Genomic DNA, 25,423 nt, shown 5'->3' on the forward strand with positions numbered 1-25,423 from the left:
GGGAATGGGGAGCGGGAACGGGGAACGGGGATCGGTGAACGAGGACGACCAGGGGCACACGACGCTGCCGGGGGTGGACGGCGCCCGCCGGTGGCTGAGCCGTCGGTCCGTGCTGATCGCCGGCGCCTCCGGTCTCGGAGTCGCCGGGCTCGCCGCCGGTACGGCCACCGGGGCCCTGCCGTTCAGCGAAGCGCTCCAGCGGGCGCTCGGTGTCGCCTCGCCGACGCCGGCCACGCAGCTGGGCAGCCCCCGCGTCGAACGCGTCTACTCCGAAGCCCGCGGCCGCGAGGTCGATCTCGTGCTCATGCTGCCGACCAAGGCCCCGCCCAAGGGCCTGCCGATGTCGCTGATGCTGCACGGCCTCCACGGCACCGCGCGCCACGCGGCCCCCACCGGGCTGCTCAAGCAGCTCGGCAGCGAGGTCGCCCGCAAGGCGGTGCCGCCGTTCGGGTTCGTCGCCGTCGACGGCGGTGACCACTACTGGCACGAGAACCAGCCCGGGGACAACCCGATGGCGATGCTGCTCGAAGAGGTCCCCCGCTGGCTGGCCGCCCGCGGCCTCGGCGGCCGGGACGGGCAGCCGTTCGCCGCCACGGGGCTTTCGATGGGCGGCTTCGGCGCGCTGCTGTACACCCGGCGCCGCCTGGAACGCCGTCGTCCGCCCGCCGCGGTCGCGGCGCTCGCGCCCGCGCTGATCACGTCGTGGGCCGAAATGAGCAAACGCCGCGCGTTCCGCGACGCCGCCGACTGGGGTTCGCTGGATCCGTTGCGCCACATCAATGTCACCAAGAGCGTGCCGACCGGTATCTGGTGCGGGACCGAAGATCCGTTCATCGGCGGGGTGCGGAAGTTCATCTCCGAAGCGCGGCCCACGGTCGCGCACACCGCGCGCGGCAAGCACGGCGACAGCTTCAACCGCACGGTCGTGCCGAGCCTGATCGCGTTCCTCGGCAAGCACGTCCCGAAGCACGCCTGAGCTCAGACGCGGAAGTAGATCCTGGTCACGGTCGAACCCGGTCTGAGGTACTGCCGGACCAGATCGGCGACCTGGTTCACCAGCACCAGACCACGTCCGCCCAGCTGTCCCGGCAAAGCGGGACGGCGGCCCGCCAGCGGATCGCTCAAGGTGCCTTCGTCGACGACCTCGCAGAGCACGTGGCCCTCCTCGCGCCAGACCCGCACGACACCGTGCCCGGAACCGTGCAGCACGCTGTTGGCCGACAGTTCCGCCACGGCGAGCACCAGATCCTCCACCCGTTCCCTGGCGAGCCCGCTCTCTTCGGCCCGGACCTGCGCGAACCGGCGCACCGCGGCGAGCGTGCCGAGGTCGAAGCGGAACGCGTCGGCCGACCGCGGCTCGGGCAGCGGCAGGTTGTACTTCTCGACGACCGCGTCGGGTGCGTAGCCCGGGCTCGGGCGATCCCCGTCGGCTCCGGAAAGGGTCGGATGGGTCCGCTCCGCGTCGGCGAGAACGTCGGCTTCGAGCCGGGTGCGGTCGTACGGGCACAGGATGCTGAGGTCGCGATCGCCGAAGGCGAAGTTGATCAGTGCCTCGTGCTGCGCGCACGCCGGGTACTCGACGGCCGAACGGCCCGCCCAGATCGGCTCGCCGATGATCCGGACCGGCCCCGGCCGGTTGTCCGCGAACGCGAGCAGCACACCGGGGAGGATGCGGCCCGGATTCCGGCCGGCTTCGCTCATGTCGATGAGCTCGACGTCGGCGGCGGACTCCCCCAACGCCGCTTCGATCAGGGCCAGGTTCCGGCTCGGCACGGCCACCGCCACGGGCTCGTCGTGCTTCAACCCCTCCAGGATGTACGGAACCGTACCGTCCAGGTACTCGGCGTCACCGGAGTAGAGCAGACCCACGTGCGAGAAGGGCCCCGCGGTGACTGTCACGGACTCGTCTTACCCCGTCCAGGGGATTCTGAAACCCTGCTAACGGAGGGAAATCCGGAAAAGTGTGCCGGGCGATCAGCCGAGCCAGCGTCCCGCCATCGAGATCAACCAGAATCCGGCGAGCGTCGCACCGGTGAACAGCCCGGTCCAGGCGACGAGCGGCTGGTTCGCCTCCGCGCTCCGCGCCCCCTTGATCCGGAGGAGCGCGTACGCCGAAACGGCGAAGAACGGCAGCGGGATCAGCGGTAGCGGCGACAGCCGGACGACGCCGGCCACCAGGCAGGTCGCCACCAGCACGCCCAGCGCGATCGTCAGCGCGCGCGGGATCCACGGATGCCCGCGGTAGGCCCCGACGACGATGCGTTCGGTGAGCTCGACGAGTCCCCTGACCTCGCGTGGACTCGCGGCTGCCAGCTCGGGAGCCTCGTTCTCGTCCTTCGTGGGAGTCAGCGGCACTCTCGCATCCTATCCCGGTCCGGTCACCGGCCGGACCGGGCCGGAGAAACCGATGCCCCGGCCGGAAGGATCCGGCCGGGGCATCAGTGACGAAAGGTGTTCTCTAGGCGGACTTCTCGCCGCGTTCGCTGCTGCGACGACGCGACGGCTGACGTGCCACGATCGTCGGGTTCACGTTCTCGCGGACGGTCTGCTCGGTGATGACGACCTTCGCGACGTCGTCGCGGCTGGGGATGTCGTACATGACCGGCTGCAGGACCTCTTCCATGATCGCGCGCAGGCCGCGGGCGCCGGTGCCGCGGAGCACGGCCTGGTCGGCGATGGCCTCGAGCGCGGTCTTGGTGAACTCCAGCTCGACGTTGTCCATCTCGAAGAGCTTCTTGTACTGCTTCACCAGCGCGTTGCGCGGCGTGGTCAGGATGCTGACCAGCGAGTCCTTGTCGAGGTGGGTCACCGTCGCGACGACCGGGAGACGGCCGATGAACTCCGGGATCAGCCCGAACTTGATCAGGTCCTCCGGCATGGTGTCGGAGAAGATGTCGCTCTCGTCGATCTCGGCCTTGGTGCGGATCTCCGCGCCGAAACCGAGGCCGCGCTTGCCGACCCGCTCGTTGATGATCTTCTCCAGCCCGGCGAACGCGCCGGCCACGATGAACAGCACGTTCGTCGTGTCGATCTGGATGAACTCCTGGTGCGGGTGCTTGCGGCCGCCCTGCGGCGGCACCGAGGCGGTGGTGCCCTCGAGGATCTTCAGCAGCGCCTGCTGCACGCCCTCGCCGGACACGTCGCGGGTGATCGACGGGTTCTCCGACTTCCGGGCGATCTTGTCGACCTCGTCGATGTAGATGATGCCCGTCTCGGCGCGCTTGACGTCGTAGTCCGCCGCCTGGATCAGCTTGAGCAGGATGTTCTCGACGTCCTCGCCCACGTACCCGGCTTCGGTGAGCGCCGTGGCGTCCGCGATCGCGAACGGGACGTTCAGCATCTTCGCCAGGGTCTGGGCCAGGTAGGTCTTGCCGCAGCCCGTCGGCCCGAGCATCAGGATGTTGGACTTCGCCAGCTCGACGGTCTCGTCCTTGGAATCCTTCGGCCCGGCCTTGTCGTCGGACTGCACACGCTTGTAGTGGTTGTACACCGCCACGGCCAGCGATCGCTTCGCGTCGTCCTGGCCGATGATGTACTGCTCGAGGAACTCGTGGATCTCGGCGGGTTTGGGCAGCTCGTCGAGCTTGACCTCACCGGCCTCGGCCAGTTCCTCTTCGATGATCTCGTTGCAGAGATCGATGCACTCATCGCAGATGTAGACCCCGGGGCCGGCAATGAGCTTCTTCACCTGCTTTTGGCTCTTGCCGCAGAAAGAACATTTCAGCAGGTCGCCGCCGTCACCGATCCGTGCCATGGCCGTTGACCTCGTCCCCTCCGGCGCGATACGCGCCTGACTGTCTTACCGCCCCGGTCACGGATGACCGCTCGGAGCCTCACACACTGCCACTGACGGTACCCGCCCGATGCCGTCGGCGGGAGAACCAACGTCACATCTGAGCACGCCAGAAGCTGACCATAGACCAGGGATCCGGTGCGTGTCGTCTCCCGACACGCACCGGTCCCCTCCCACGATCAGCTGCTCGAAGCCTTGCGGTACTCGAGCACCTCGTCGACGATCCCGTACGCCTTGGCCTCGTCGGCCGTCAGGATCTTGTCGCGCTCGATGTCCTTCTTGACCTCGTCGGCGTCCTTGTTCGTGTGCTTCGCCAGGATGACCTCCATCTGGCGCCGCACCCGCTGGATCTCGTTGGCCTGGATCTCCAGGTCCGAGACCTGCCCGTAGGTGCCCTCGGTGGCGGGCTGGTGGATCAGCACGCGCGAGTTCGGCAGGGTGAACCGCTTGCCGGGGGTGCCCGCGGCCAGCAGCACCGCGGCGGCCGAAGCGGCCTGGCCGATGCACATCGTGACGATGTCGGGGCGGACGTACTGCATCGTGTCGTAGATCGCCATCAGCGCGGTGAACGAACCACCGGGCGAGTTGATCAGGATCATGATGTCGCGGTCCGGGTCCTCGTGCTCGAGGTGCAGCAGCTGGACCATGACGTCGTTCGCCGACGCGTCGTCGATCTGCACGCCGAGCATGATCTGGCGCTCTTCGTACAGCTTGTTGTACGGGTTCGATTCCTTGATGCCGTAGCTCGTGCGCTCGACGTACGAGGGCAGGACGTACCGCGACTGCGGCAGCTGGAGCCGCGACTGCATCCCGGGCGCCTGCGACCCGATCGGAAGCTGGAAGTTGCTCATTGAATTCTCCTGTGTGCGAGGCGCGGATCAGCTGTTGGGAAGCGGGTTCTCACGAGTGAGGACCTGGTCCACGAAGCCGTAGTCCTTCGCCTCCTGCGCGGTGAACCAGCGGTCGCGGTCGCCGTCCTTGACGATCTGCTCGACCGTCTGGCCGGTCTGCTCGGCGGTGATCCGGGCCAGCTCCTGCTTCCACTTGCCGAACACCTCGGCCTGGATGGCGATGTCGGAGGCCGTGCCGCCGACCCCCGCCGAGGGCTGGTGCATGAGGATGCGCGCGTGCTGCAGCGCGTACCGCTTGCCGGGCGTGCCGGACGAGAGCAGGAACTGCCCCATCGACGCGGCGAGGCCCATCGCGTAGGTCGCGACGTCCGGGCGGATCAGCTGCATGGTGTCGTAGATCGCGAAACCCGCGGTGACCGAGCCACCGGGCGAGTTGATGTAGAAGCGGATGTCCGACTCGGAGTCGTCTGCGTCGAGCAGCAACAACTGGGCGGTGATCCGGTTGGCGACCTCGTCGTTGACCTCGGAGCCGAGGACGACGATGCGCTCCTGGAGCAACCGCTCGAAGACCGAGTCGGTGAGGTTGAGCCCTGCGGTACCGGTCCGCGCCTGGGGCGTGTGCTGCGTCACGTCATGCCTGCCTTTTCGCCGACGGCGGCGGGTGGAACGTTCGCCGCCGCGTATGTCCAGATGCTTGAGGATCTTGCAACCGACCCTAACGAACTTGGGCGGTGCAGAATGCCTGACACCGCCCAAGTTCGCTTACAGCTTTACGGTCCGTTTCGAGCGGACCGGATATTCCCTACTCGGCCGCAGTCTTCGCGGGTTCCTCGGTGACCTGCGTCTCCTCGGCTGCGGGGCCGAAGAGCTCTTCGAGGTCGACCGTGGCACCGGAGGCGTCGGTCACGGTGGTCTTGCGGACCACCGAGGCCAGCGCCTTGCCGCGACGGACGTCGGCGTAGATCGCGGTCAGCTGACCGGACTGCTGCGCCCGCTGGACGTACTCGTCCGGGCTGACGCCGAAGCGCTGCGCCTGGTAGATGATGCGCTCGGTGAGCTCGCCGTCGTTGACCGACGTCTGCTCGGCGTCGGCGATGCTGTCCAGCAGCAGCTGCGTGCGGACCGCCTTCTCCGACTCCTCGCGGACCTCGGTGTCGAACTCCTCGATCGTGCGGCCTTCGGCCTCGAGCGCCTTGGCGAACTGCGCCTCGTCGTGGTCGAAGGGGTGGATCGCGTCGTGCTTGCGGTTCTCGATCTCGGCCTCGAGGACCTTCTCCGGGATCGCGACCTCGGTGCGCTCGAGCAGTTCCTCGAGGACCTTGTCGCGGGCCTGGACACCCTGCTGCATCTTCTTGACGCGGCCGAGGCGCTCGCGAAGGTCGGCCTTCAGCTCGTCGATCGTGTCGAACTCGCTCGCCATCTGGGCGAACTCGTCGTCCGCCTCGGGCAGCTCGCGCTGCTTGATGGTCTGCACGGTGACGGTGACGTCGGCGTCCTTGCCGGTGTGCTCGCCGGCGACCAGCTTCGTGGTGAAGGTCTTGGTCTCGCCCGCGTTCGCGCCGATGATCGCCTCGTCGATACCGTCGACGAGCTGGCCGGAGCCGATCTCGTAGGACAGGCCGGTGGTCGAGGCCTCCTCGACCTCCTGGCCGTCGACGGTGGCCGCGAGGTCGATCGAGACGAAGTCGCCGTTCTCGGCCGGGCGGTCGACACCGGTGAGCGTGCCGAACCGGGCGCGCAGCTCGTCGAGCTGCTCGTCGACCTCGGCGTCGGTCAGTTCGACGTCGTCGACGCTGACCGAGAAGCCCTCGAGGTCGGGCAGCGAGATCTCCGGGCGGATGTCGACTTCGGCGGTGAACTCGAGGACCTCACGGTCCTCCAGCTTGGTCACCTCGAACTCGGGCTGGCCCAGCGTGCGGACCTCGCCCGCGCGCACGGCTTCCATGTACTTGGCCGGAATGACCTCGTTGACGACCTCGTCGAGCACCGGGGCTCGCCCGATCCGGCTTTCCAGCACGCGAGCCGGCGCCTTGCCCGGGCGGAAGCCGGGGATGCGCACCTGCTGGGCGATCTTGCGGTAGGCGCGGTCGAAGTTCGGCTTGAGCTCGTCGAACGGCACCTCGACATTGATCTTGACTCGCGTCGGGCTGAGCTGCTCGACGGTGCTCTTCAACGTATTCTCCTCGAGCGGTAAACGATGTGTTTGAGCATCCGCATGTCGTCGACGGCGGATGTGCCCTGGTCACCTTGCAGACCGGGCCGTCCGAGTCTAGGCCGTGTCGCTCACCGGTCCGGTCCCGGGGCCACCACCCCGCCCTCATCCGCCGCTCACGGGTTTCGAACGACGTCGCAGCAACCACCCGCCGACCACCCGATCGGACCAGTTTTCGGTTCTTCTCTGTTACGAACCGGCCCTTTCCTGGACACGGATGCGTGCCACGATTCACCATCGGGCGCCGTGACGAGGCGTTTCGGCGATCGGATGAAGTTTACAAACCAATACTAATTGTCTACGGTGTGACAGCTTGTCCCGGTAGCATCGACCGAGGGGAACGATCGATGACCGTCGCCGTAACCCGGTCCGGGGACACGGGGGAATCGTCCGAGAGAAGACCGAGACGCGGTGTGCCCAACCCGCGTCTCCCGTTGCCGGTGGTCTCGGTGCCGACGGTGCTGCTGTTCGTCGGCGGCGCCATGGTCTGGACGGGCGCCACCTGGCTGGTCGTCAACGAGGCCGCGCCGCTCTGGGTGACCATTCCCCTGCACGCGCTCGTCACCTTCACCATGTTCACCGTGCTGCACGAGTCGACGCACCACGCGGCCGGCCGGCTCACCTGGGTCAACGAACTGCTCGGCAGGCTCGCGATGCCGTTCGTGGCGGTCTACGGCTCCTTTCCACTGGTGCGCTACATCCATCTGGAGCACCACCGCAACACCAACGAGGACGCCCACACCGATCCCGACGCCTGGACCGCGCACGGCCCCTGGTGGCAGCTGCCGTTGCGCTGGCTGACCATCGACTTCTGGTACGCCCGCTTCTACGTGGCGCGGCAGCGCACGCGGCCGCCGTCGGAGCGGGCCGAGACCGCGGCCGCCGTCACGCTGAGCCTCGCCGCGTTCGCCTGGCTGACGGTGAGCGGCCACGGCTGGGAACTGCTGATGGTCTACCTGATCCCGCAGCGCGTCGGGCTGGCCGTGCTGGCCTGGTGGTTCGACTGGCTGCCGCATCACGACCTCGGCGCGCAGCGGCAGAACCGGTTCGGCGCCACGCGCGTCCGCGTCGGGCTCGAATGGCTGATGACGCCGATCATGCTGTGCCAGAACTACCACCTGGTGCACCATCTCCACCCCGCGATCCCGTTCTACCGCTACCTGCGCACGTGGCGGGACAACCGCGAGGCGTACCTCGCCAGGGACGTTCCGATCGCCACCCCGTGGGGCCGCGAGCTGACGTCGTCGGAGTACCGCGAATGGCGTCAGCTCACCGATTCGTTCGACGAGGAGCCGCCCGCGCCCCAGCCTCGGCAGCCGAGCCGCTTCCACTCGCTGCGGGTCGCCGAGGTCCGGCCGCTGTGCGAGGGCGCCGTCACCGTGACGTTCGACGTCCCGGAACGGCTCCGGGAGACCTTCCGGTTCACCCCCGGCCAGCATCTCGTCATCCGCGCGGAGGTCGACGGGGAAGAGGTGCGGCGCGCCTACTCGATCTGCTCGACGCCGGACTCCGGTGTGCTGCGGATCGCGATCAAACATCAGCTCGGCGGCGCGTTCTCGACGTTCGCCACCACGGAACTCGCGGCGGGCGACGCACTGGACGTCCTGCCGCCGGACGGGGAGTTCACGCTGACCCCGGCGCGGAGCCGCGCCGGCCGGTACGTCGCGCTCGCCGCGGGCAGCGGGATCACGCCGATCCTCTCGATCCTGACCGCGACCCTGCAGGACGAGCCGAACAGCAAGGCGACCCTGCTCTACATCAACACTTCCGGGGCCAGCACGATGTTCGCCGGCGAACTCGCCGCCCTCGCCGCGAGGCTGGGCGGGCGGCTGCACGTGGTGCACTACCGTACCGACGAACGCGACCCGGATCTGCGCACGCAACGGCCCGAGCGGCCGTTCGACATCGTCGGCGAGGCGCTCGCCATCTCGCACGAGCGCTACCAGCGCGGCCGTCTGGACGGCACCCGTCTCCGCGCGCTGCTGCAGTCGCGGCTGCACCCGGCGAAGGTGGACGAGTGGTTCCTGTGCGGCCCGCGCGACCTCGTCGACATGGCCCGCCGGACCCTCGCGGACCGCGACGTCCCCGAGGAGAACGTCCACTTCGAACTGTTCCAGGGCGCGCTGCCCGTCCGCCCCTCGCGGCGGCCGGGCTCGACGCTGACGGTGACCGCGGGCGGGAAGACCGCCGAAATCCCGGCGACGGTGGGCGAAACCGTGCTCAGCGCCGCGCTCCGGCACGGCGTCGACGCGCCGTACGCGTGCGTCGGCGGGGCCTGCGGCACCTGCCGGGCGACGGTGGTGCGGGGCAGCGCGCGGATGGACGTGCACTACGCGCTCGGGGACGACGAGGTCGCGGCGGGGCGGATCCTGACCTGCCGGGCGGTGGCCACCTCCCCCGAACTGGCCGTCGACTACGACCGCTGACCCCGGCCGCCATCGCGTATCTCACGTGACTGGATGGACGACACGCGTGATCAGACGGACGACACGCGTGATCAGTGGGACGACACACGTGTCCAGGCGGACGACTCGCGGCGGACCCGGCCGCACACGCGTGTCGTCCAGCCAGTCACGTGTGTCGTCCGTCTGATCACGGGTGCCGTCCGTCTGATCACGACGCGGCCGCCCCGGTTTCGCTGGCCGGGTGGGACGTTGCACGTTGCGAAAGCCACTTTCGCAACACCGGCCGGGGATCACCCCGCTTCTCTGCAGCCACAGCACACAGCGGGCTCACAGGCGGAACACAACGCGCGCATACGACCGCGGCGCACGCTCGGGTCATGGCACCCGGTCCGGTCCCGACCACCGGCCCGCGCCGGTGGATCCGGCCCGGGCGGCTTTCCCTGCGCGCCAAGCTGACCGGCTCGATGGTGCTGCTGCTCACCTTCGTCTGCCTGGCGATCGGCGTCTCCGGCGAGATCGCCTTGCGGTCGTTCCTCACCCGCCAGATCGACGACCAGCTCTCCGCCGCGTCGGCCCGCGCCCACGACTTCGCGAGCCGGCCGCCGGAGGACGGTCTCGGTCCCAATCCGCTCAACGCGCCCGGCCAGGCCTCCGGGACGCTGAGCGTGCGCGTGTCCGGCGACCGCGTTCTCTACGCGGGAGTCCTTACCGTGCAAGGACTTCCCCAGGGGCTGTCGGCCGAGCAGGAGTCCGGCCTGTTCTCCATCCCGGCGGACCGGCCGCCGATGACGCTGACGATCGGCGGGCTGGGCGACTACCGCGTACAGGCCGTCACGATTCCCGGCGGCGTGGTCGTCACCGGGCTTCCGCTCGCGCCGATGCAGGACACCCTGACCACCGTCCGGTGGATCCTGTTCGGGGTCGCGGCGGCGGGCGTCACCGGCGCCGGGTTCCTCGGCGCGTTCGCGGTCCGGCGCACGCTGCGGCCGCTCGACCGAGTCGCGGCGACCGCGGGCCGGGTGTCGGCGATGCGGCTCGACCGCGGCCAGGTCGCGCTTTCCGTGCGGGTGCCCGAGATCGACACCGATCCGCGGACCGAGGTCGGCCAGGTCGGTTCGGCGCTGAACCTCATGCTCGGGCATATCGCACGGGCGCTGGAAGCACGGCACGCCAGCGAGACCCGGGTCCGCCGGTTCGTCGCCGACGCGAGCCACGAGCTCCGCACCCCGCTCGCGGCGATCCGCGGGTACGCCGAACTCGCGGGCCGCGGCAGTGCGCTGGCGCCGCCGGAGATCGTCGCCCATTCGATGGCGCGGATCCAATCCGAGGCCGCGCGGATGACGACCCTGGTCGAGGACCTCCTGCTCCTGGCGAGACTCGACGCGGGACGCCCGCTCGAAGCGAGTGAGGTCGACCTGGCCCGGCTGGCGGCGGACGCGGTCGGCGACGCGCATGTCGCCGGTCCGGACCACCGGTGGGAACTGCGGCTCCCACCGGTTCCCGTACTCGTCCGCGGTGACGTCCAGCGTCTGCACCAGGTACTGGCGAACCTGTTGTCCAACGCGCGCACGCACACCCCGCCGGGCACCACGGTGATCACCGCGCTGACCCGCTCGCACGGCGGGGCCGCGGTGCTCACCGTCACCGACGATGGCCCCGGTATCGCTCCCGAACTCCTGCCGAGCGTGTTCGAACGGTTCGCCCGCGGCGACTCCTCCCGCTCCCGGACGGCGGGCGGCACCGGGCTCGGGATGGCGATCGCGTCGGCCATCGTCGTGGCGCACCACGGCTCGATCGAGGTGCACAGCCGTCCGGGACACACCGAGTTCGCGGTCCGGCTGCCGGTGATCGGATCCTCACAGCGGGTGCACAGCTTCGGCACAACCACACCCCAGGTCGGCCCCCGACGCTGAGCCCATGACCCTCCTCGCCTCCCGCGACGAAGCCGATCGAACCGACCCCTCCGCCCGGGACCGACCGGCCGATCCGCGCTGGGTCCGGCCGTCCGTGGCCGCGCTGCTGCTCGCGACCGCCCTCCTGTATCTCTGGAATCTCGGGGAATCCGGCTGGGCCAACGCTTTCTACTCCGCGGCCGTGCAGGCCGGGTCGCTGAGCTGGAAGGCGTTGTTCTTCGGTTCCAGTGACGCCGCGAACGCGATCACGGTCGACAAGACCCCGGCCGCGTTGTGGGTGATGAGCCTTTCCGCGCGCTTGTTCGGCGTCGGCGCGTGGAGTGTCCTGGTGCCGCAGGCGTTGATGGGCGTCGGCTCGGTGGCGTTGCTGTTCGCCGCGGTACGACGGACTTCCGGTCCGGCCGCGGGTCTGCTGGCGGGAGCCGTCCTCGCGCTCACTCCGGCCGCCGCGCTGATGTTCCGGTTCAACAATCCCGACGCGCTGCTCGTCCTGCTCCTGACCGCGGGCGCCTACTGCGTCGTCCGCGCGCTGGAGAACGCGAGCCCGCGCTGGCTGGCCTTCGCCGGGGTCGCCGTCGGATTCGGCTTCCTCGCCAAGATGCTGCAGGCGTTCCTGGTGCTGCCCGCGTTCGGGCTCGCCTACCTGATCGCCGCTCCGACGACGGTGGGCCGCCGCCTGCTGCACCTGCTCGGGGCCTTGATCTGCACCCTCCTGTCCGCCGGCTGGTACCTCGCCGTCGTCGCGCTGTGGCCGGCCGCCGACCGGCCGTACATCGGTGGCTCGCAGGAGAACAGCCTGTGGGAACTGGCTTTCGGTTACAACGGCTTCGGCCGCATCACCGGCGACGAGGTCGGCAGCGTCGGCGGAAACCCCAACGGCGGCTGGGGCGGCACGGGCTGGGACCGGTTGTTCGGCAGCGAGATGGCCGGCGGGATCGCGTGGCTGCTTCCGGCCGCCGTCGTCGCGCTGGCCGCCGGACTGTGGTTCACCCGCCGCGCCCCGCGCACCGATCGCGGGCGGGCGGCGCTGATCGTCTGGGGTGGCTGGTTCCTGACGACCGCCCTGGTGTTCAGCTACATGAGCGGGATCATCCACGCCTACTACACGATCGCGCTCGCCCCGGCGATCGCCGCGCTCATCGGGATCGCGGGCACCCGGTTGTGGCGCGCACGAGGGAATCCGGCCGCCGCGGGCACCTTGAGCGCGGGAATCGGCTTGACCGCGTTGACGGCGTATCTCCTGCTGTCCCGGCGATCCGACTGGCTTCCCGGATTGTCGATCGCGATCCTCGTGACCGGTCTGCTGTGCGCGTTCCTGGTGTTCTTCGCCTCGCGATTGCCTGGCGTGGCAAGGCGTCTGCTCGCGACAGGCACACTGGTCACCGTTCTCGCGGGCACCGGCGCGTACACGGTCGCGACGGCCGCCACCCCGCACTCCGGCGCGCTTCCCTCCGCCGGGCCGGATATGGGCCGGGGCATGCGGATGGGCGGCGGCGGGCTGCTCGGGACGAGCCTGCCCGGTGAGGAACTCGCCGCCCTGATCCGGCAGGACAGTGCCAAGTACACCTGGGCGGCGGCGACCGTGGGCTCCAACAACGCGGCGGGCTATCAGCTCGGCAGCGGGGCTCCGGTGATGGCCGTCGGCGGGTTCAACGGTACGGACCCGGCCCCCACACTGGAAAGATTCCAGGAATACGTCCGAAATGGACAGATCCACTACTTCCTCGGCGAAGGCATGATGATGCGAGGGGACAGCGGCAGCGACGCCGCCGAGCGGATCGCCGCCTGGGTCGCGGACACCTTCACACCGACCACTGTGGACGGTATCACCGTCTACGACCTGAGCCGGTGAATCCCATGACAGGACACAGCGACAGCACAGCTCGGACACAAGGCGACCTCAGCGCGATGACCGAGATTGACACCATGACAACCGCGACCCTCTCCGGCGCCGACTCCGGCCGCCGCCCCGCCATCGCCCCGGACGGCTCCCCCGTGCTCGACGTCGTCATCCCCGTCTACAACGAGGAAACCGACCTCGAACCGTGCGTCCGGCGATTGCGCGCGCACCTCGTGGAGCAGTTCCCGTACCCGTTCCGGATCACCGTCGCCGACAACGCCAGCACGGACGGCACCCTGCGGGTCGCCGAACGGCTGAGCCGCGAATTCGACGACGTCGAAGTCCGCCACCTCGACGAAAAAGGCCGCGGCCGCGCGCTGCGTTCGGTTTGGTCCACTTCGGACGCTCCGGTGCTCGCGTACATGGACGTCGACCTCTCGACCGATCTGGCCGCGCTGGGACCGCTCGTCGCGCCGCTGCTTTCGGGACACTCAGACCTCGCCATCGGCAGCAGGCTCGCCCGCGGCGCGCGGGTGGTGCGCGGGCCGAAACGGGAGTTCATTTCCCGCTGCTACAACCTGATCCTGCGCGGCACGCTGGCGGCGAGGTTCAGCGACGCGCAGTGCGGTTTCAAGGCCATCCGCGCCGACGTCGCCGAGCGGCTGCTCCCCCACATCCAGGACACCGGCTGGTTCTTCGACACCGAACTGCTCGTCCTGGCGCAGAAGGCCGGGCTGCGGATCCACGAGGTCCCCGTCGACTGGGTGGACGACCCGGACTCGTCGGTCAACATCATCGCCACCGCGACCGCCGATCTGAAAGGGATCGCGCGGCTGGCCAAGGCGACGATGACGGGGCAGATCCCGATCAGCGGCCTGCGCGAACAACTCGGCCGCGCTCCGATTCAGGTAGAGGCACCGGGGGTGGCGCCGAGCCTGGTGCGGCAGCTGGTGCGGTTCGCCGCCGTCGGCGTCGCCAGCACCATCGCCTACCTCGTGCTGTTCCTGCTGCTGCGGACGTTCACCGGCGCGCAGGCGGCGAATCTCGTCGCGCTGCTGGTGACCGCGATCGGCAACACCGCGCTCAACCGGCGGCTGACGTTCGGCATCCGCGGCCGGGAAGGCGCCGGGCTGCACCAGTTCCAGGGTCTCATCGTGTTCGGCCTCGGGCTCGCGCTCACCAGCGGCGCGCTGGCGCTGCTCCACACGATGACGGCTCCCGGCCTGCCGCTCGAGATCACCGCGCTCGTGCTCGCGAACCTCGCGGCCACCGTCCTGCGTTTCCTGCTGCTGCGCGGCTGGGTGTTCCGCCGCCGCCCCGCCACCGAGATGGAGAGCTGACCCCATGACCACCGCACTCGCTTCCCGGGTGGACCCCGGCCACGCCGGGGAAAGCGCCACGAAACCACCCGGCCGGTGGGTCCGGCCCGCCGTCTTCGGGCTGCTCGCCGCCACCGCGCTGCTGTATCTCTGGAACCTGACCGCCTCCGGCTACGGCAACTCGTTCTACGCCGCGGCGGTGCAGTCCGGCACGCAGGACTGGAAGGCGTGGCTGTTCGGCTCGGTCGACGCCGGGAACGTGCTCACCGTCGACAAACCGCCCGCCGCGCTCTGGGTGACGACGGCGTTCGCCAGGCTCTTCGGCTTCTCCAGTTTCACCGTGCTGGCCCCGCAGGCGCTGATGGGCGTCGCCTCGGTCGGCCTGCTGTACCTGACGGTGAAACGGACCTCCGGCCCCGTCGCCGGTCTGTTCGCCGGGGCGGCGTTCGCCGTCACGCCGGTCGCCGCGCTCATGTTCAGGTTCAACAACCCCGACGCGTTCCTGACGCTGCTGCTGATCGCCGGCGGGTACTGCGCGATCCGCGCGATCGAAAAGGCGAGCCCGCGCTGGCTGGCCTTCGCCGGCGTCGCCATCGGGTTCGGCTTCCTGACCAAGATGATGCAGGCGTTCCTGGTGCTGCCCGCGTTCGGCCTCGCCTACCTGGTCGCGGCGCCGACGTCACTCCGGAAACGGTTGCTCCATCTCGTCGGCGCGGTGGTCGCCGTGGTCGTCTCGGCGGGCTGGTTCATCGCGCTGGTCGATCTCTGGCCGACGGACTCGCGTCCGTACATCGGGGGCTCGGACGGCGACAGCCTGCTCGAACTCGCCTTGGGCTACAACGGACTCGGCCGGATCTTCGGCCGGGGCGGCGGCGTGATGGTCGGCGGACCCGGCGGCACGGTCAGCTCCGGCGGCGGGAACGTCGGTTTCGGCGGGGAGAGCGGCCTGACCAGGATGTTCGGCGCGAGCTTCGGCGGCGAGGTGTCGTGGCTGCTGCCCGCCGCGCTGATCGGGCTGGTCGCGGGGCTGTGGTTCACCCGGCGAGCCGCCGGGACCGACCGGACGAGGGCCGCGCTGATCGTGTGGGGCGGTTGGATGCTCGTCACCGCGCTGGTGTTCAGCTTCATGAGCGGCATCGTGCACCCGTACTACGCCGTCGCGCTGGCGCCGTCGATCGCCGCCGTGGTGGCGATCTCCGGGACCTCGTTGTGGCGGGGCCGGGCACATCTCGCGCCTCGGGTGTTCCTGTCGCTGATGATCGCGGCCAGCGCCGTCTGGGCGTACATCCTGCTGGACCGCGACGCGGATTGGCTGCCCGCGCTGCGCTGGATCATCGCCGGGCTCGGCCTGCTGACCGCGACCGTCGTGCTGGTGGGTGTCCCGCCGGCCCGCAAACTCGTCGCCGTCGTCGCGACAGCCGCCGTCCTGACCGCCGGGCTCGGCACCACCGCGTACGGCATCGCGACCGCTTCGCAGGCGCACTCCGGTTCCATCCCGATCTCCGGCCCGTCGGCAGGCGGCGAACGGGGAATGGGGATGGGCATGGGAATGGAGGAAGGCTCGTCCGCGGAGCTCCGGGCCGCGCTCGCCGCGACCACGACGAAATGGGCCGCCGCGACGACGAGTTCGCAATCGGCGGCGAACCTGGAACTCGCGAGCGGGAAGTCGGTGATCGGCATCGGCGGCTGGAGCGGCGGAGATCCCGCCCCGACGCTGGCGGAATTCCAGCAGTACGTGGCCAACGGCGACATCACGTACTACGTCGAAGGCGGGCGCGGCGGCGGACCTGGTGGCGGCTCGAACGAGATCTCCGAATGGGTCGCCGAGAACTTCAGCGCCACCACGGTCGGCGAGCAGACGGTGTACCACCTGCTCTCCTGAAAATCCGTCGACAATGTCGGGGCGCACGGGAATCCTGGACGGCGTGAATCGGCCGTACCGCTGGGATCTCGTGCGCCCCGACCAGCTCGGGACGCTACTGGAACGCGCCGGAAAACCGTCGCTGTGGTTCCTGGACGAGCTGATCGAATGCGCCGCGAAGGTGATCGCCCGTGCCGGTGACGCGGATCTGTACTTCGTCGGGCGCTCGGCGGACAGCGTGCACGATCTGCTGAGCGGAACTCCTTGGCGGGAAAGGATCCACCAGTTGCCGCTGTCGTTCGCCGGGGTCTACTCCGGACTGAATGAGTCCGATGTGGACACTCTGCGCGGCTATCTCGCTTCGGTGGGGCTGAGCCCGCACGACCTGGCCCGCGGGCGGCCGAAGGTGTTCGTCGACCTCGTCTACACAGGACAGACGTTCACCGAGCTCTACGGCTTTCTGCGGCGCTGGATCGAGGACGAACGCGAGGCCTGGAGCATCATCCGCGGACGGCTCCGGTTCCTCGGGATCACCATCCGCGAGGACACGAGCCCGACGGCGTTCCGCTGGCAGCAGCAGTTCGGCTGGCCCGCCGACCTGCCCGCGAACGGCGTCCGGAACATCTCGCTCGACGAGCCGGTCTGGTCCTACTTCGGCAACACGCAGCCCAAGCTCACGGCGTCGTTCCCGCGGCCGCGCTGGTCGGACGAGAACGGTCGCGCGCCGGAGCATTCGGACAAGCGGCTGCAGGGGCTGGCCGAGGCGGTCGCGATCGTCGAGGCGGGCCGCTCGAAGGCGGGGCGGGACCTGCTGGTGCGGCATCTGCGGAAGGAACCGGCGATGGCGGAGAGCTGGCTGCGGACGCTGATCACGCGCCTGCGCTGACCCCTCCCCGTGACTCGCGTGATCGAAGGCGTAACTCACGTGCTTGGAGGCGTAACTCACGTGATTGAAGGCGTAACTCGGGTGGTGCGCCTCCGATCACGCGAGTTACGCCTTTAATCACGCGAGTTACGTCTCTGATCACGCGAATTACGCCTCCGGTCACGAGGGCGGGACCGACAGCCGTCCGACACCGAACCCTCAGGTCGCCCACAGGATCAAGGCGCACCCTGGAAGCAGGGAATCACCCAGGGGTGAGGAGAAGACCATGAGGGAGCTTCCGCACTGGCACACGGCGAGCGCGCAGGGGCCGCGCGAACACAACGCGGACGCCGTCGCGGCGTACGCGACCCCGGGCGGCCGGGGGATCGTGTTCGCCCTGGCCGATGGAGTCGGAGATCACCCGAACGCGGCACGTGCGGCGCGGACGGCCGCCTCGGCGGCGTCCAGGACGCCGGTCGAGCAAGGGGCGGCCGGGGCCGTTCTCGCTGCTCAGCGGGCCGTGCTCGCTCTCGGCGAGGCCGGTGACTGCGTCCTCGTCGTGGCCGTGCGGACCGACGAGGGGTATGGCATCGCGTGGGTCGGGGACGCACGGGCGTACGCTTGGGACGGTTACACCGTGCGGCAGGTGACGAAGGACCATACGCTCGCGCAGTACTTCCGCGACCACGGACAACCCGTGACACCGCGGATGGAACACGTCGTCACCACCAGCGTCCGCACGGCCGGTGCGCACGAGATCGGCACGGCCACCGTCACGACCGGCGGGCTCGTGCTCACCAGCGACGGTGTGCACAAGACGCTCAGCGGGCCGACCATGCTCGACATCCTCGGGATGCCGGACAGGGCGGCCACCGAGCTGGTGCGGACGGCGATCTCGCTCGGTGGCTCCGACAACGCCACCGCGCTCGTGGTGGATCCGCCCGGCGCGGACGTCACCACGGAAAAGTTTCGCGTCGCGGCCTGAACCGGGCGGTCAGGCCGCGACGCGATCCCGTTTGAGCTGCCGGTACTCGCGCAGGACGAGCACGACGATCACCACGTCGAGGGCGGCGAAGAACGGAAGCGCGAGCGAGTGCGTGTGGATCGCGCGGAAGATCTCGTAGACCACGAAGGCCGAGAGCACCACGGCGGCGACGGGGTAGGCTCGCATCACCTTCTTCGCCAGCGCCCAGACCAGGCCGAGTTTGACGAGCCCGTGCGCCACGAGGTACACGACGGCGAACGTCCGGCCCTCGGCGAAGTGACCGGCGGCGAGTTCGAGGTGCCGGGCCAGCGTCCCTTCGGGGTCGCCGAGCAGGTCGCGAGTGACCACGGCGTGCGCGAAACCGGAGATGACCGACGCCGGCACGATCAGCAGGACCAGCCCGCCGGCCAGCTGCAATGCGCCGTCGAGCCCCTTCAGGGTGATGGCGATCCGGAACAGCTTCTCGGTGCTCATGTCATCCGACCCTGCCGCACCCCGCCGCCGCGCGCAGCCGCCGTCACCGGAACAGGCGGTCCCGGCAGGTCGGGCACCGCTCGTGCCGGGCGGTCCGCCGGGAGCGGTCCCTGCCGTAGAAGGGAAAGCACGGCGCACCGCAGACGGCGAGATAGATCCGCCCGCAGCGCAGCGGCCGATCGCCGACGTGGTGGGCCACGACCAGTGCCCGGTGGTGCTCGCCCGCTTCGGGCAGCCAGCCGTCGTCCGGCAGCTTCGCGAGCACGTCGGCGTCGACGTCATCCGAATGGGCGAGCAGTGCCGCGCCGAGGTCGGTGAGCCGTTCCCCGAGATCACGGAGGACGTCGGCGCGCGGCACGTCCTCCTCGACCATCCGGGTGACGAAACCGATGTCGGTGCTCAAGGAGCCGTGGAGGTCCCGGAGCCGGTCGAGCAGACGGTGATCCATGCCCTTCCATTAAGGCGTTGCGTCACCGCAAGAAAAGACTCAGGACGCGTAGGTGACACGGCCGTCCATCACCGTCGCGGTGATCGGGATGTCGCGTAGCCCGGCCGGGGACAGCCGCGCCGGATCCACGGCAGTGACGACCAGATCCGCGACGTCTCCGACGGCCACCGACGTCCGGCCACCCGACGACGCGGCGAGCGCGGCCTCCAGCGGCATGGACTGCTCGGGATGCCACGGCGGGCGGTCGTCGTCGGTGCGGCTGACCGCCGACGCGATCGCGTCCCACGGGTCCAGCGGCGCGACCGGCGCGTCCGAGCCGAACTCCAGCGTCACCCCGGAGCGATGCAGAGCGCCGTACGGGAAGGCACGGTCGGTCCAGCCGTGCCAATGCCGGTCGGCGACGTCGCGGTCGTCCGGCTGATGGGCGGGCTGCACACTCGCCACGACACCCAGCTCGGCGAACCGCGCGACGTCCTCGGCGCACAGCAGTTGCGCGTGCTCGATGCGGCCCGCGCAGCCGACCTTCGCGAAGGCGTCGAGCGCGATCTTGTTGGCGTGGTCGCCGATCGCGTGCACCGCGGGCGAAAGGCCGTTCGCGGATGCCTTGCGCATCAACGGTTCCAGCTCCTCGGGCGGCAGTTCGAGCAGCCCGTGGGACTCGGTTCCGGCGTAGTGACCCACGCAGTACGCGGTACGCGTGTTCAGCGAACCGTCGACGAACAGCTTGAACGGGCCGACCGTGAGCAGGCCGCCACTGTCCTCCAGTACGTCTCCGGAACGGTGGCCGCGTTCGATGGCCGTGTCGAGCAGGTACTTCGCGATCACGCAGGAGACCCGGACCGGCAGGGGTCTCCGCGCCTGCCGTCGCCGCCAGTCGGTGACCGTGTCGGCGTATTCGTAGTCGGCGATCCTGGTGACGCCGCGGGCGGCCGCCGCGTCGAGGGCGTCGGCCACCCAGCCGTCGACGACGTCCTCGGGAGCGATCGGGAGTTCGGCAGTCGCGCTCATGCAGTCGTTCTCCAGCAGCACCCCGGTCGGATGCTCGCGGCCGATGAGCTTGAGCGCGGCCGGGCTCAGCCAGAGCGTGTGGAGGTCGGCGCTGAACAGCGCGACCGGATGCCCGGGCAGCGCCTTCTGCAGCAGATCCTTGTGCGGGGCGTCGGGCCAGAGTCCGTCGCGGAACCCGGCGCCGAGCACGAGTTCGCCGGGCGGCGCGGGATTCGCCAGCAGGTGTGCCAGCACGAGCTCGACCGTGTGCGCGGCGGAAGCCGCTTCCCCCAGTGGGATCCGGCGGCGCGCGGCCGACCACTGGGCGGTGTGCACGTGCGCGTCGACCAGGCCGGGCAGCAGGGTGCCGCCGTGCCCGTCCAGGATCTCCGACGCCTCACCCGCCTGCCCCGGGCCCGCGATGGCCGCGATCCGGCCGCCCTCGATCCGCACGTCCGACAGGGAACCCGCCAGGCCGACCCGGACCCGGCGCAACAGAAGATCGTCCACGCCCTCACCTTGCCAGCCCGGCTCGCGAGTAGTCACCTACTTGCGAGGGTCAGGAGCGGGCGAAGGTGAGCTTTCCGAGCGCGGCGACCAAAGGCGCGAGTTCGGGTAGTTCTTCGGCGGCGGCCAGAGCCTCGGTCAGGACGGCGTCGTGCGTCGGCCGGGCGGCCGCGAGCAGCTCCTGCCCCGACGGCGTGACCTCCGTGTAGATCCCCCGCCGGTCGTCCGGGCACAGGTATCGCTGCAGCAGCCCCCGGTCCTCCAGCCGCGACACCAGCCGGGTCGTCGCCGACTGGCTGAGCACGACGGCGTTCGACAGCTGGTTCATCCGCAGGTGGAAACCGTCCTGCCGGGCGAGCACGTCCAGCACGGTGTACTCGCTGACGGACAGCGAGTGCTGCTGCGCCAGCGCGCGCTCCAGCGCGTCCTCGATCCGCGCGTGCAGTGCGGCCAGGGTCCGCCAGCCCTGCGCGCGTGCCTCCACGGCGTCGTCGGCCAGTGACACGGTTCACCTCTTCCCCGGTTGCCCGAGCTTCGTTGCGTCATGCATCATCAAGCGTGTGCAATATACGGCGCGTGCAACTATTTCAGGCGCCCGTAGTTGCCAACGCCAGACAACACCACTCTACGGGAAGAAGTGAGCCTCCAATGCCCGCCGCTCTGCTCGCACTGGCGATCAGTGCCTTCGGTATCGGCACCACCGAGTTCGTGATCATGGGCCTGCTGCCCGAGGTCGCGGGCGACTTCGGCGTCTCGATCCCCTCCGCCGGACTGCTGATCTCCGGATACGCGCTGGGCGTCGTGGTCGGCGCCCCGCTGCTGACCGCGCTCGCGTCGCGGGTGCCGCGCAAGACGGTCCTGGTCGGCCTGATGGTCCTGTTCATCGCAGGCAACGTCGTTTCGGCGCTGGCCCCCACCTACGGCCTGCTGATGACCGGCCGCGTGGTCGCCGCGCTCTCGCACGGAGCGTTCTTCGGTGTCGGCGCGGTCGTCGCCGCCTCTCTGGTCGCGCCGAACAAGCAGGCGGGCGCCATCGCGATGATGTTCACCGGGCTGACCGTCGCCAACGTCCTCGGCGTGCCCGCGGGAACCGCGCTCGGCCAGGCACTGGGCTGGCGTTCGACGTTCTGGGCGGTCAGCGCGCTCGGCGTGATCGGCCTGATCGGGATCCTCGCGCTGGTCCCCGTGCAGGCGACGACGAAGAGCGCCGGGCTGCGCAGCGAACTGGCCGTGTTCCGGCGTCCGCAGGTGTGGCTCGCGCTGGCGATGACCGCGCTCGGCTTCGCCGGCGTGTTCGCGTCCTTCACCTACATCGCCCCGATGATGACCGAGGTCGCCGGCTTCTCCCCCGGCGCGGTGACCTGGCTGCTGGTGCTGTTCGGCGGTGGCCTGTTCGTCGGCAACCTGCTCGGTGGCAAGGCGGCCGACCGGTCGCTGATGCCCAGCCTGTACGTCATCCTCGCCGTGCTCGCGGCCGTGCTGGTCGTGTTCGTCTTCACCGCGCACGCCCAGCTCCCCGCCGCGATCACCATCGCGGTCTTCGGCGCCGCCGGTTTCGCGACCGTCGCGCCACTGCAGGCCCGCGTCATGAACAAGGCCGAAGGCGCGCCCGCGCTGGCTTCGGCGGCCAACATCGCCGCGTTCAACCTCGGCAACGCCGCGGGCGCGTGGCTCGGCGGCAAGGCCATCGACGCCGGGCTCGGCTACACCGCGCCCAACTGGATCGGCGCCGCGCTCGCGCTCGCCGGACTGCTGGTCGCGGTCATCTCGGGCATGCTCGACAGCGGGCGGCGAAAGGCTCGTCGCGCCGAACTGGCCCCCGCCGCCTGACCCGCAAGTACCCACGAAAGGAACGCAAGTGACCGACATTCCCACCGTCGAGCTCAACAACGGGGTGGAGATGCCGCAGCTCGGGTTCGGCGTCTTCCAGGTGCCGGACGAGGAGACCACCGCCGCGGTGAAGGCCGCGCTGGACGCGGGCTACCGCAGCATCGACACCGCCGCCGTCTACGGCAACGAAGCGGGCGTCGGCAAGGCGCTCGCCGAAGCCGGGATCCCGCGCGACGAGCTGTTCATCACCACCAAGCTGTGGAACAGCGAACAGGGCTACGACGCCACGCTGAAGGCGTTCGACGTCAGCATGGCCAAGCTGGGCCTCGAGAAGCTGGACCTCTACCTCATCCACTGGCCGACGCCGGAGCGCGATCTCTACCGCGACACGTGGAAGGCCTTCGAGAAGCTCTACGCCGACGGCCGGGTGCGCGCGATCGGCGTGTCCAACTTCCAGCCCGCGCATCTCGAACGGCTTCTCGACGCCGGCTCGGTGACCCCGGCGGTCAACCAGGTCGAGGTGCACCCGTACCTGCAGCAGGCCGAAGTGCGCGAATTCGACGCGAAGCACGGCATCGCGACCGAAGCGTGGAGCCCGCTGGCCAAGGGCGGCGCCCTGCTCGGCGAGGACGCGATCACCGCGCTGGCCGCCAAGCATGGCCGCACGCCGGCGCAGATCGTCCTGCGGTGGCACCTGCAGCTCGGCAACGTCGTCATCCCGAAGTCCGTGACGCCGTCGCGGATCAAGGAGAACCTCGACGTCTTCGGGTTCACGCTGTCGGAGGAGGACATCGCCTCGCTGTCCGTACTGGACCGCGGCGAGCGGACCGGGCCGGATCCCGACACCTTCAACGTCGCCTAGTCATCAGCCTCGTGAGTGGTTAGGACGGTTAGAACCGTCCTTGCCACTCACGAGGCTCTGGGCTTTCGCAGGTCGCGGGCGTAGCCCTTTGTTCTCGCCCGAGCCCGCTGCGTAGCCGGTTACTATTCGGCCGCACAGACGGCACTTGTGCGAAAAGAGGTAACCGGACGATGCAGGCCCGAGGACGCGCCGTCCTCGCGACACTTCTGCTCGTGGCGTTCCCAGTGGTGGTCGTCGCGGTGGGTGTCGCCAGTGTGCTGGCGGGCCTGCGGATCCAGGGCAAGATCGGCACCTACGTCATGCTCGGCGGGCTCGCGATCATGATCGCGCTCGGCTTCGGGCTGGTGAGCGCGCTGCGGGCGCGGCGTCCCCCGATCGAGGGGCCGCGGCTGGACCGCGAAGCGCATCCCGCGCTGTGGCGGATGATCGACGATCTCGCCGCCCAGGTGAAGACGCGGCCGCCGGACGAGATCGTGCTGATCGGCGAGATCAACGCCGCGGTCACCGAGGACGCCCGGTTGCTCGGCTTGCGGCCGGGCCGCCGCACGATGCTGATCGGGCTGCCGCTGATGGCCGCGCTGAGCGTGAGCGAGCTGCGCGCGGTGCTCGCGCACGAACTCGGCCACTACAGCGGCGGCCACACCCGGTTGCTCGCGCTGACCTACCGCGGCACCCAGACGCTCGCCTTCACCGTCGACAGGCTGGACGGCGGCCCCGCCAGGGCCTTGCTCTCCGCGTACTCGAAGCTGTACCTCCTGATCGCCCGGTCGGCGAACCGGCGGCAGGAACTGCAGGCCGACGAGGCGTCCGTGCTCGCGGCGGGCAGCCGGACGGCGGCCGCGGCGCTGCGGAAGGTCGCGACGCTGAGCCCGCTGTGGAAGGACTACTCCGAGCGCTATCTCTCGCTCGGCGCGGCGGCACGGCGCACTCCCGCCGTCCTGCTGGGGTTCCGGTCGTATCTCAACCACCCCGTCCAGCGGGACTGGGTGACCGAGTACGCCGACGACATCATCGACGGCGAGGAGCTGTCGAAGTACGACAGCCATCCGCCCACCAAGCGGCGGATCGCCGCGCTGGCGGGCGTGCCGGACAACCCGGTGAAGCCGGACGCGCGGCCGGGCTGGTCGCTCCTGGGGGCGCCGAAGATCGACGTACCCGAGGCGGAGCTGGCCGTGCTGGTCCGCGACGTCGGACCGCGCGCCGACTGGGACGAGGTCGTCAAACGCGCGGGCCGCGCGTCGGTGGCCGAGGGCGCGAGAATGCTGACCTCGGCCGGGATCGAAAGCAGGCTGGCGCCGCGCGGCACGATCGGCGAGGTCGTGCGGGTGCTGCGCGACGGGGACGCCGACGCGCTCGCCAAACCCCTGCGGGCGCCGTCCCGCGAGGAGGGCCTCGCGCTGCTCACCGAACTGTTCGCCGACACCGTCACCGCCGCGATGATCGACAACGGCGTCGCCGCCCACCGCCTGAACTGGGGCGGCGGCTGGGAACTGTGCCTCGGCGACGGCGAGCCGTTCGACGTCGCCGAACTGGTCGGCCCGGCGGTGCGGAGCCCGCGCGCGGTCGACGAACTGGTCCACAACCTGCAACTGCTGAGCGTGCCGGCCGGGTACTTCTGCAAGCAGGAACCCCAGCCCGAGCCGGATCCCGCCGAAGCACGGATGCTCGGGATGTTCACCGCGCTCAAGGCCAAACGGAAGCTCTACGACCTGGTCGTCTGCGACACCGAAGTGGTGTTGCTGCCGATGGCGCGTTCGGTGCTGATCCGCCGCGGCCTCGCCGGGCTGATCGGGGCGCGTGGTGTGTCGGACCGCAAGCGGATCCGGAAACTGCGCGAGCGCGGCCTCGACGATCTGCGCGCCGAACCGGGCGCCCGGCGGATCCCGTTCTCGGACATCGTCGCGGGCGGCTTCCCCCGCCGGAAGCTCACCGCGTACCTGACGCTGGAGCTGTCCGACGGCGAGACACTGGAACTGGCTTTCACCGGCAACACCGAGGACTTCGGGACCGCGCACGACGAACTGACGGCGTTGTTCGGGTCGCTGAGGGCTTGACGCGCGCTTTTGTGTCGGGTGCCTCCACCCGGGTTGCGAAAGCCACTTTCGCAACCTTCAACGTTGCGAAAGGGCATTCGCAACGCAGCCGCCAGAGGCGAGCCTGCGCCGACCGTCGCCCGAGGACGGCCCTCCGCGCACGTCGCGAAAGCCACTTTCGCGACGCCTGACGTCCCGAAAGTGGCTTTCGCGACATGCCGCTCCGGCAGGCCCGCCC

21 protein-coding genes are annotated in these 25,423 nt (G+C 69.9%); 11 read left to right on the forward strand and 10 right to left on the reverse strand.

Annotated elements, in window-relative coordinates; translation table 11 throughout:
- Window positions 1-34: 34 nt before the first annotated feature.
- Entirely contained in the window at window positions 35-976 is a 942-nt protein-coding gene (locus tag H4W30_RS30030) for an alpha/beta hydrolase-fold protein (protein WP_192745865.1), read from the forward strand.
- Between the two features lie 2 nt (window positions 977-978).
- Here the strand turns inward: H4W30_RS30030 and H4W30_RS30035 are convergent, their stop codons facing one another.
- From H4W30_RS30035 to tig, 6 genes are all read right to left on the reverse strand, one after another.
- Complete coding sequence (locus H4W30_RS30035; RefSeq protein WP_318780690.1) at window positions 979-1,899, reverse strand: sensor histidine kinase; 921 nt, start codon at window positions 1,897-1,899, stop codon at window positions 979-981.
- 75 nt (window positions 1,900-1,974) lie between these two features.
- The gene (locus tag H4W30_RS30040; protein ID WP_192745866.1) at window positions 1,975-2,355 is read right to left on the reverse strand and encodes a hypothetical protein; all 381 of its coding nucleotides are present in this window, start codon (window positions 2,353-2,355) and stop codon (window positions 1,975-1,977) included.
- 103 nt (window positions 2,356-2,458) lie between these two features.
- Window positions 2,459-3,754, reverse strand: coding sequence for an ATP-dependent Clp protease ATP-binding subunit ClpX (gene clpX / locus H4W30_RS30045; RefSeq protein ID WP_016332355.1), 1,296 nt, complete (start codon window positions 3,752-3,754; stop codon window positions 2,459-2,461).
- Window positions 3,755-3,972: 218 nt separating this feature from the next.
- Window positions 3,973-4,644, reverse strand: coding sequence for an ATP-dependent Clp protease proteolytic subunit (locus H4W30_RS30050; protein ID WP_016332354.1), 672 nt, complete (start codon window positions 4,642-4,644; stop codon window positions 3,973-3,975).
- A 27-nt stretch (window positions 4,645-4,671) separates the two neighbouring features.
- Entirely contained in the window at window positions 4,672-5,274 is a 603-nt protein-coding gene (locus tag H4W30_RS30055; protein ID WP_016332353.1) for a ClpP family protease, read from the reverse strand.
- Window positions 5,275-5,446: 172 nt separating this feature from the next.
- Window positions 5,447-6,817: a trigger factor gene (tig, locus tag H4W30_RS30060; RefSeq protein WP_125676316.1), complete on the reverse strand. Its 1,371-nt coding sequence runs from the start codon at window positions 6,815-6,817 to the stop codon at window positions 5,447-5,449.
- A gap of 452 nt (window positions 6,818-7,269) precedes the next feature.
- On the opposite strand from tig, the gene H4W30_RS30065 reads away from it, so the two are divergent.
- The 7 genes from H4W30_RS30065 (at window position 7,270) to H4W30_RS30095 (ending at window position 18,044) form a co-directional block, all read left to right on the forward strand.
- Window positions 7,270-9,282: a fatty acid desaturase gene (locus H4W30_RS30065; RefSeq protein WP_192745867.1), complete on the forward strand. Its 2,013-nt coding sequence runs from the start codon at window positions 7,270-7,272 to the stop codon at window positions 9,280-9,282.
- A 356-nt stretch (window positions 9,283-9,638) separates the two neighbouring features.
- Window positions 9,639-11,174, forward strand: coding sequence for a sensor histidine kinase (locus tag H4W30_RS30070; protein ID WP_225949917.1), 1,536 nt, complete (start codon window positions 9,639-9,641; stop codon window positions 11,172-11,174).
- 4 nt (window positions 11,175-11,178) lie between these two features.
- The gene (locus H4W30_RS30075; RefSeq protein WP_192745868.1) at window positions 11,179-13,026 is read left to right on the forward strand and encodes an ArnT family glycosyltransferase; all 1,848 of its coding nucleotides are present in this window, start codon (window positions 11,179-11,181) and stop codon (window positions 13,024-13,026) included.
- Between the two features lie 74 nt (window positions 13,027-13,100).
- Window positions 13,101-14,354 carry a bifunctional glycosyltransferase family 2/GtrA family protein gene (locus H4W30_RS30080; RefSeq protein ID WP_225949918.1) on the forward strand — a complete coding sequence of 418 codons (1,254 nt, stop codon included), beginning with the start codon at window positions 13,101-13,103 and terminating at the stop codon, window positions 14,352-14,354.
- A 4-nt stretch (window positions 14,355-14,358) separates the two neighbouring features.
- Window positions 14,359-16,215: a glycosyltransferase family 39 protein gene (locus tag H4W30_RS30085; RefSeq protein ID WP_192745870.1), complete on the forward strand. Its 1,857-nt coding sequence runs from the start codon at window positions 14,359-14,361 to the stop codon at window positions 16,213-16,215.
- A 43-nt stretch (window positions 16,216-16,258) separates the two neighbouring features.
- Entirely contained in the window at window positions 16,259-17,080 is an 822-nt protein-coding gene (locus H4W30_RS30090; protein ID WP_318780691.1) for a hypothetical protein, read from the forward strand.
- A gap of 265 nt (window positions 17,081-17,345) precedes the next feature.
- Window positions 17,346-18,044: a PP2C family protein-serine/threonine phosphatase gene (locus H4W30_RS30095; RefSeq protein ID WP_192745872.1), complete on the forward strand. Its 699-nt coding sequence runs from the start codon at window positions 17,346-17,348 to the stop codon at window positions 18,042-18,044.
- Between the two features lie 9 nt (window positions 18,045-18,053).
- Here H4W30_RS30095 and H4W30_RS30100 read toward each other — a convergent pair whose 3' ends face one another.
- The 4 genes from H4W30_RS30100 to H4W30_RS30115 are packed head-to-tail and all read right to left on the reverse strand — an operon-like array spanning window position 18,054 to window position 20,965.
- A complete protein-coding gene (locus H4W30_RS30100) occupies window positions 18,054-18,518 on the reverse strand; it encodes a DUF2127 domain-containing protein (protein ID WP_192745873.1) in 465 nt (154 codons plus the stop codon).
- 43 nt (window positions 18,519-18,561) lie between these two features.
- Window positions 18,562-18,966, reverse strand: a complete 405-nt coding sequence (locus tag H4W30_RS30105; protein ID WP_192745874.1) for a hypothetical protein — start codon at window positions 18,964-18,966, stop codon at window positions 18,562-18,564.
- Window positions 18,967-19,005: 39 nt separating this feature from the next.
- Complete coding sequence (locus H4W30_RS30110) at window positions 19,006-20,463, reverse strand: amidohydrolase (RefSeq protein ID WP_192745875.1); 1,458 nt, start codon at window positions 20,461-20,463, stop codon at window positions 19,006-19,008.
- A 49-nt stretch (window positions 20,464-20,512) separates the two neighbouring features.
- The gene (locus tag H4W30_RS30115) at window positions 20,513-20,965 is read right to left on the reverse strand and encodes a MarR family winged helix-turn-helix transcriptional regulator (protein WP_192745876.1); all 453 of its coding nucleotides are present in this window, start codon (window positions 20,963-20,965) and stop codon (window positions 20,513-20,515) included.
- Between the two features lie 143 nt (window positions 20,966-21,108).
- Between H4W30_RS30115 and H4W30_RS30120 the strand changes: the two genes are divergently transcribed.
- The 3 genes from H4W30_RS30120 (at window position 21,109) to H4W30_RS30130 (ending at window position 25,206) form a co-directional block, all read left to right on the forward strand.
- Entirely contained in the window at window positions 21,109-22,290 is a 1,182-nt protein-coding gene (locus H4W30_RS30120; protein ID WP_192745877.1) for an MFS transporter, read from the forward strand.
- Between the two features lie 28 nt (window positions 22,291-22,318).
- Complete coding sequence (locus H4W30_RS30125) at window positions 22,319-23,152, forward strand: aldo/keto reductase (protein ID WP_192745878.1); 834 nt, start codon at window positions 22,319-22,321, stop codon at window positions 23,150-23,152.
- A 212-nt stretch (window positions 23,153-23,364) separates the two neighbouring features.
- Window positions 23,365-25,206, forward strand: a complete 1,842-nt coding sequence (locus H4W30_RS30130; RefSeq protein WP_318780692.1) for a M48 family metalloprotease — start codon at window positions 23,365-23,367, stop codon at window positions 25,204-25,206.
- The last annotated feature ends 217 nt before the right edge of the window (window positions 25,207-25,423 follow it).

Source organism: Amycolatopsis roodepoortensis, assembly GCF_014873915.1.
Lineage (GTDB): Bacteria > Actinomycetota > Actinomycetes > Mycobacteriales > Pseudonocardiaceae > Amycolatopsis > Amycolatopsis roodepoortensis.

Coding starts and splice junctions, on each gene's coding strand:
- H4W30_RS30100 (WP_192745873.1), bottom strand. CDS start 18,518: ATGAGCACCGAGAAGCTGTTCCGGATCGCCATCACCCTGAAGGGGCTC.
- H4W30_RS30075 (WP_192745868.1), top strand. CDS start 11,179: ATGACCCTCCTCGCCTCCCGCGACGAAGCCGATCGAACCGACCCCTCC.
- H4W30_RS30050 (WP_016332354.1), bottom strand. CDS start 4,644: ATGAGCAACTTCCAGCTTCCGATCGGGTCGCAGGCGCCCGGGATGCAG.
- H4W30_RS30070 (WP_225949917.1), top strand. CDS start 9,639: ATGGCACCCGGTCCGGTCCCGACCACCGGCCCGCGCCGGTGGATCCGG.
- clpX (WP_016332355.1), bottom strand. CDS start 3,754: ATGGCACGGATCGGTGACGGCGGCGACCTGCTGAAATGTTCTTTCTGC.
- H4W30_RS30080 (WP_225949918.1), top strand. CDS start 13,101: ATGACAACCGCGACCCTCTCCGGCGCCGACTCCGGCCGCCGCCCCGCC.
- H4W30_RS30095 (WP_192745872.1), top strand. CDS start 17,346: ATGAGGGAGCTTCCGCACTGGCACACGGCGAGCGCGCAGGGGCCGCGC.
- H4W30_RS30120 (WP_192745877.1), top strand. CDS start 21,109: ATGCCCGCCGCTCTGCTCGCACTGGCGATCAGTGCCTTCGGTATCGGC.
- H4W30_RS30105 (WP_192745874.1), bottom strand. CDS start 18,966: ATGGATCACCGTCTGCTCGACCGGCTCCGGGACCTCCACGGCTCCTTG.
- H4W30_RS30085 (WP_192745870.1), top strand. CDS start 14,359: ATGACCACCGCACTCGCTTCCCGGGTGGACCCCGGCCACGCCGGGGAA.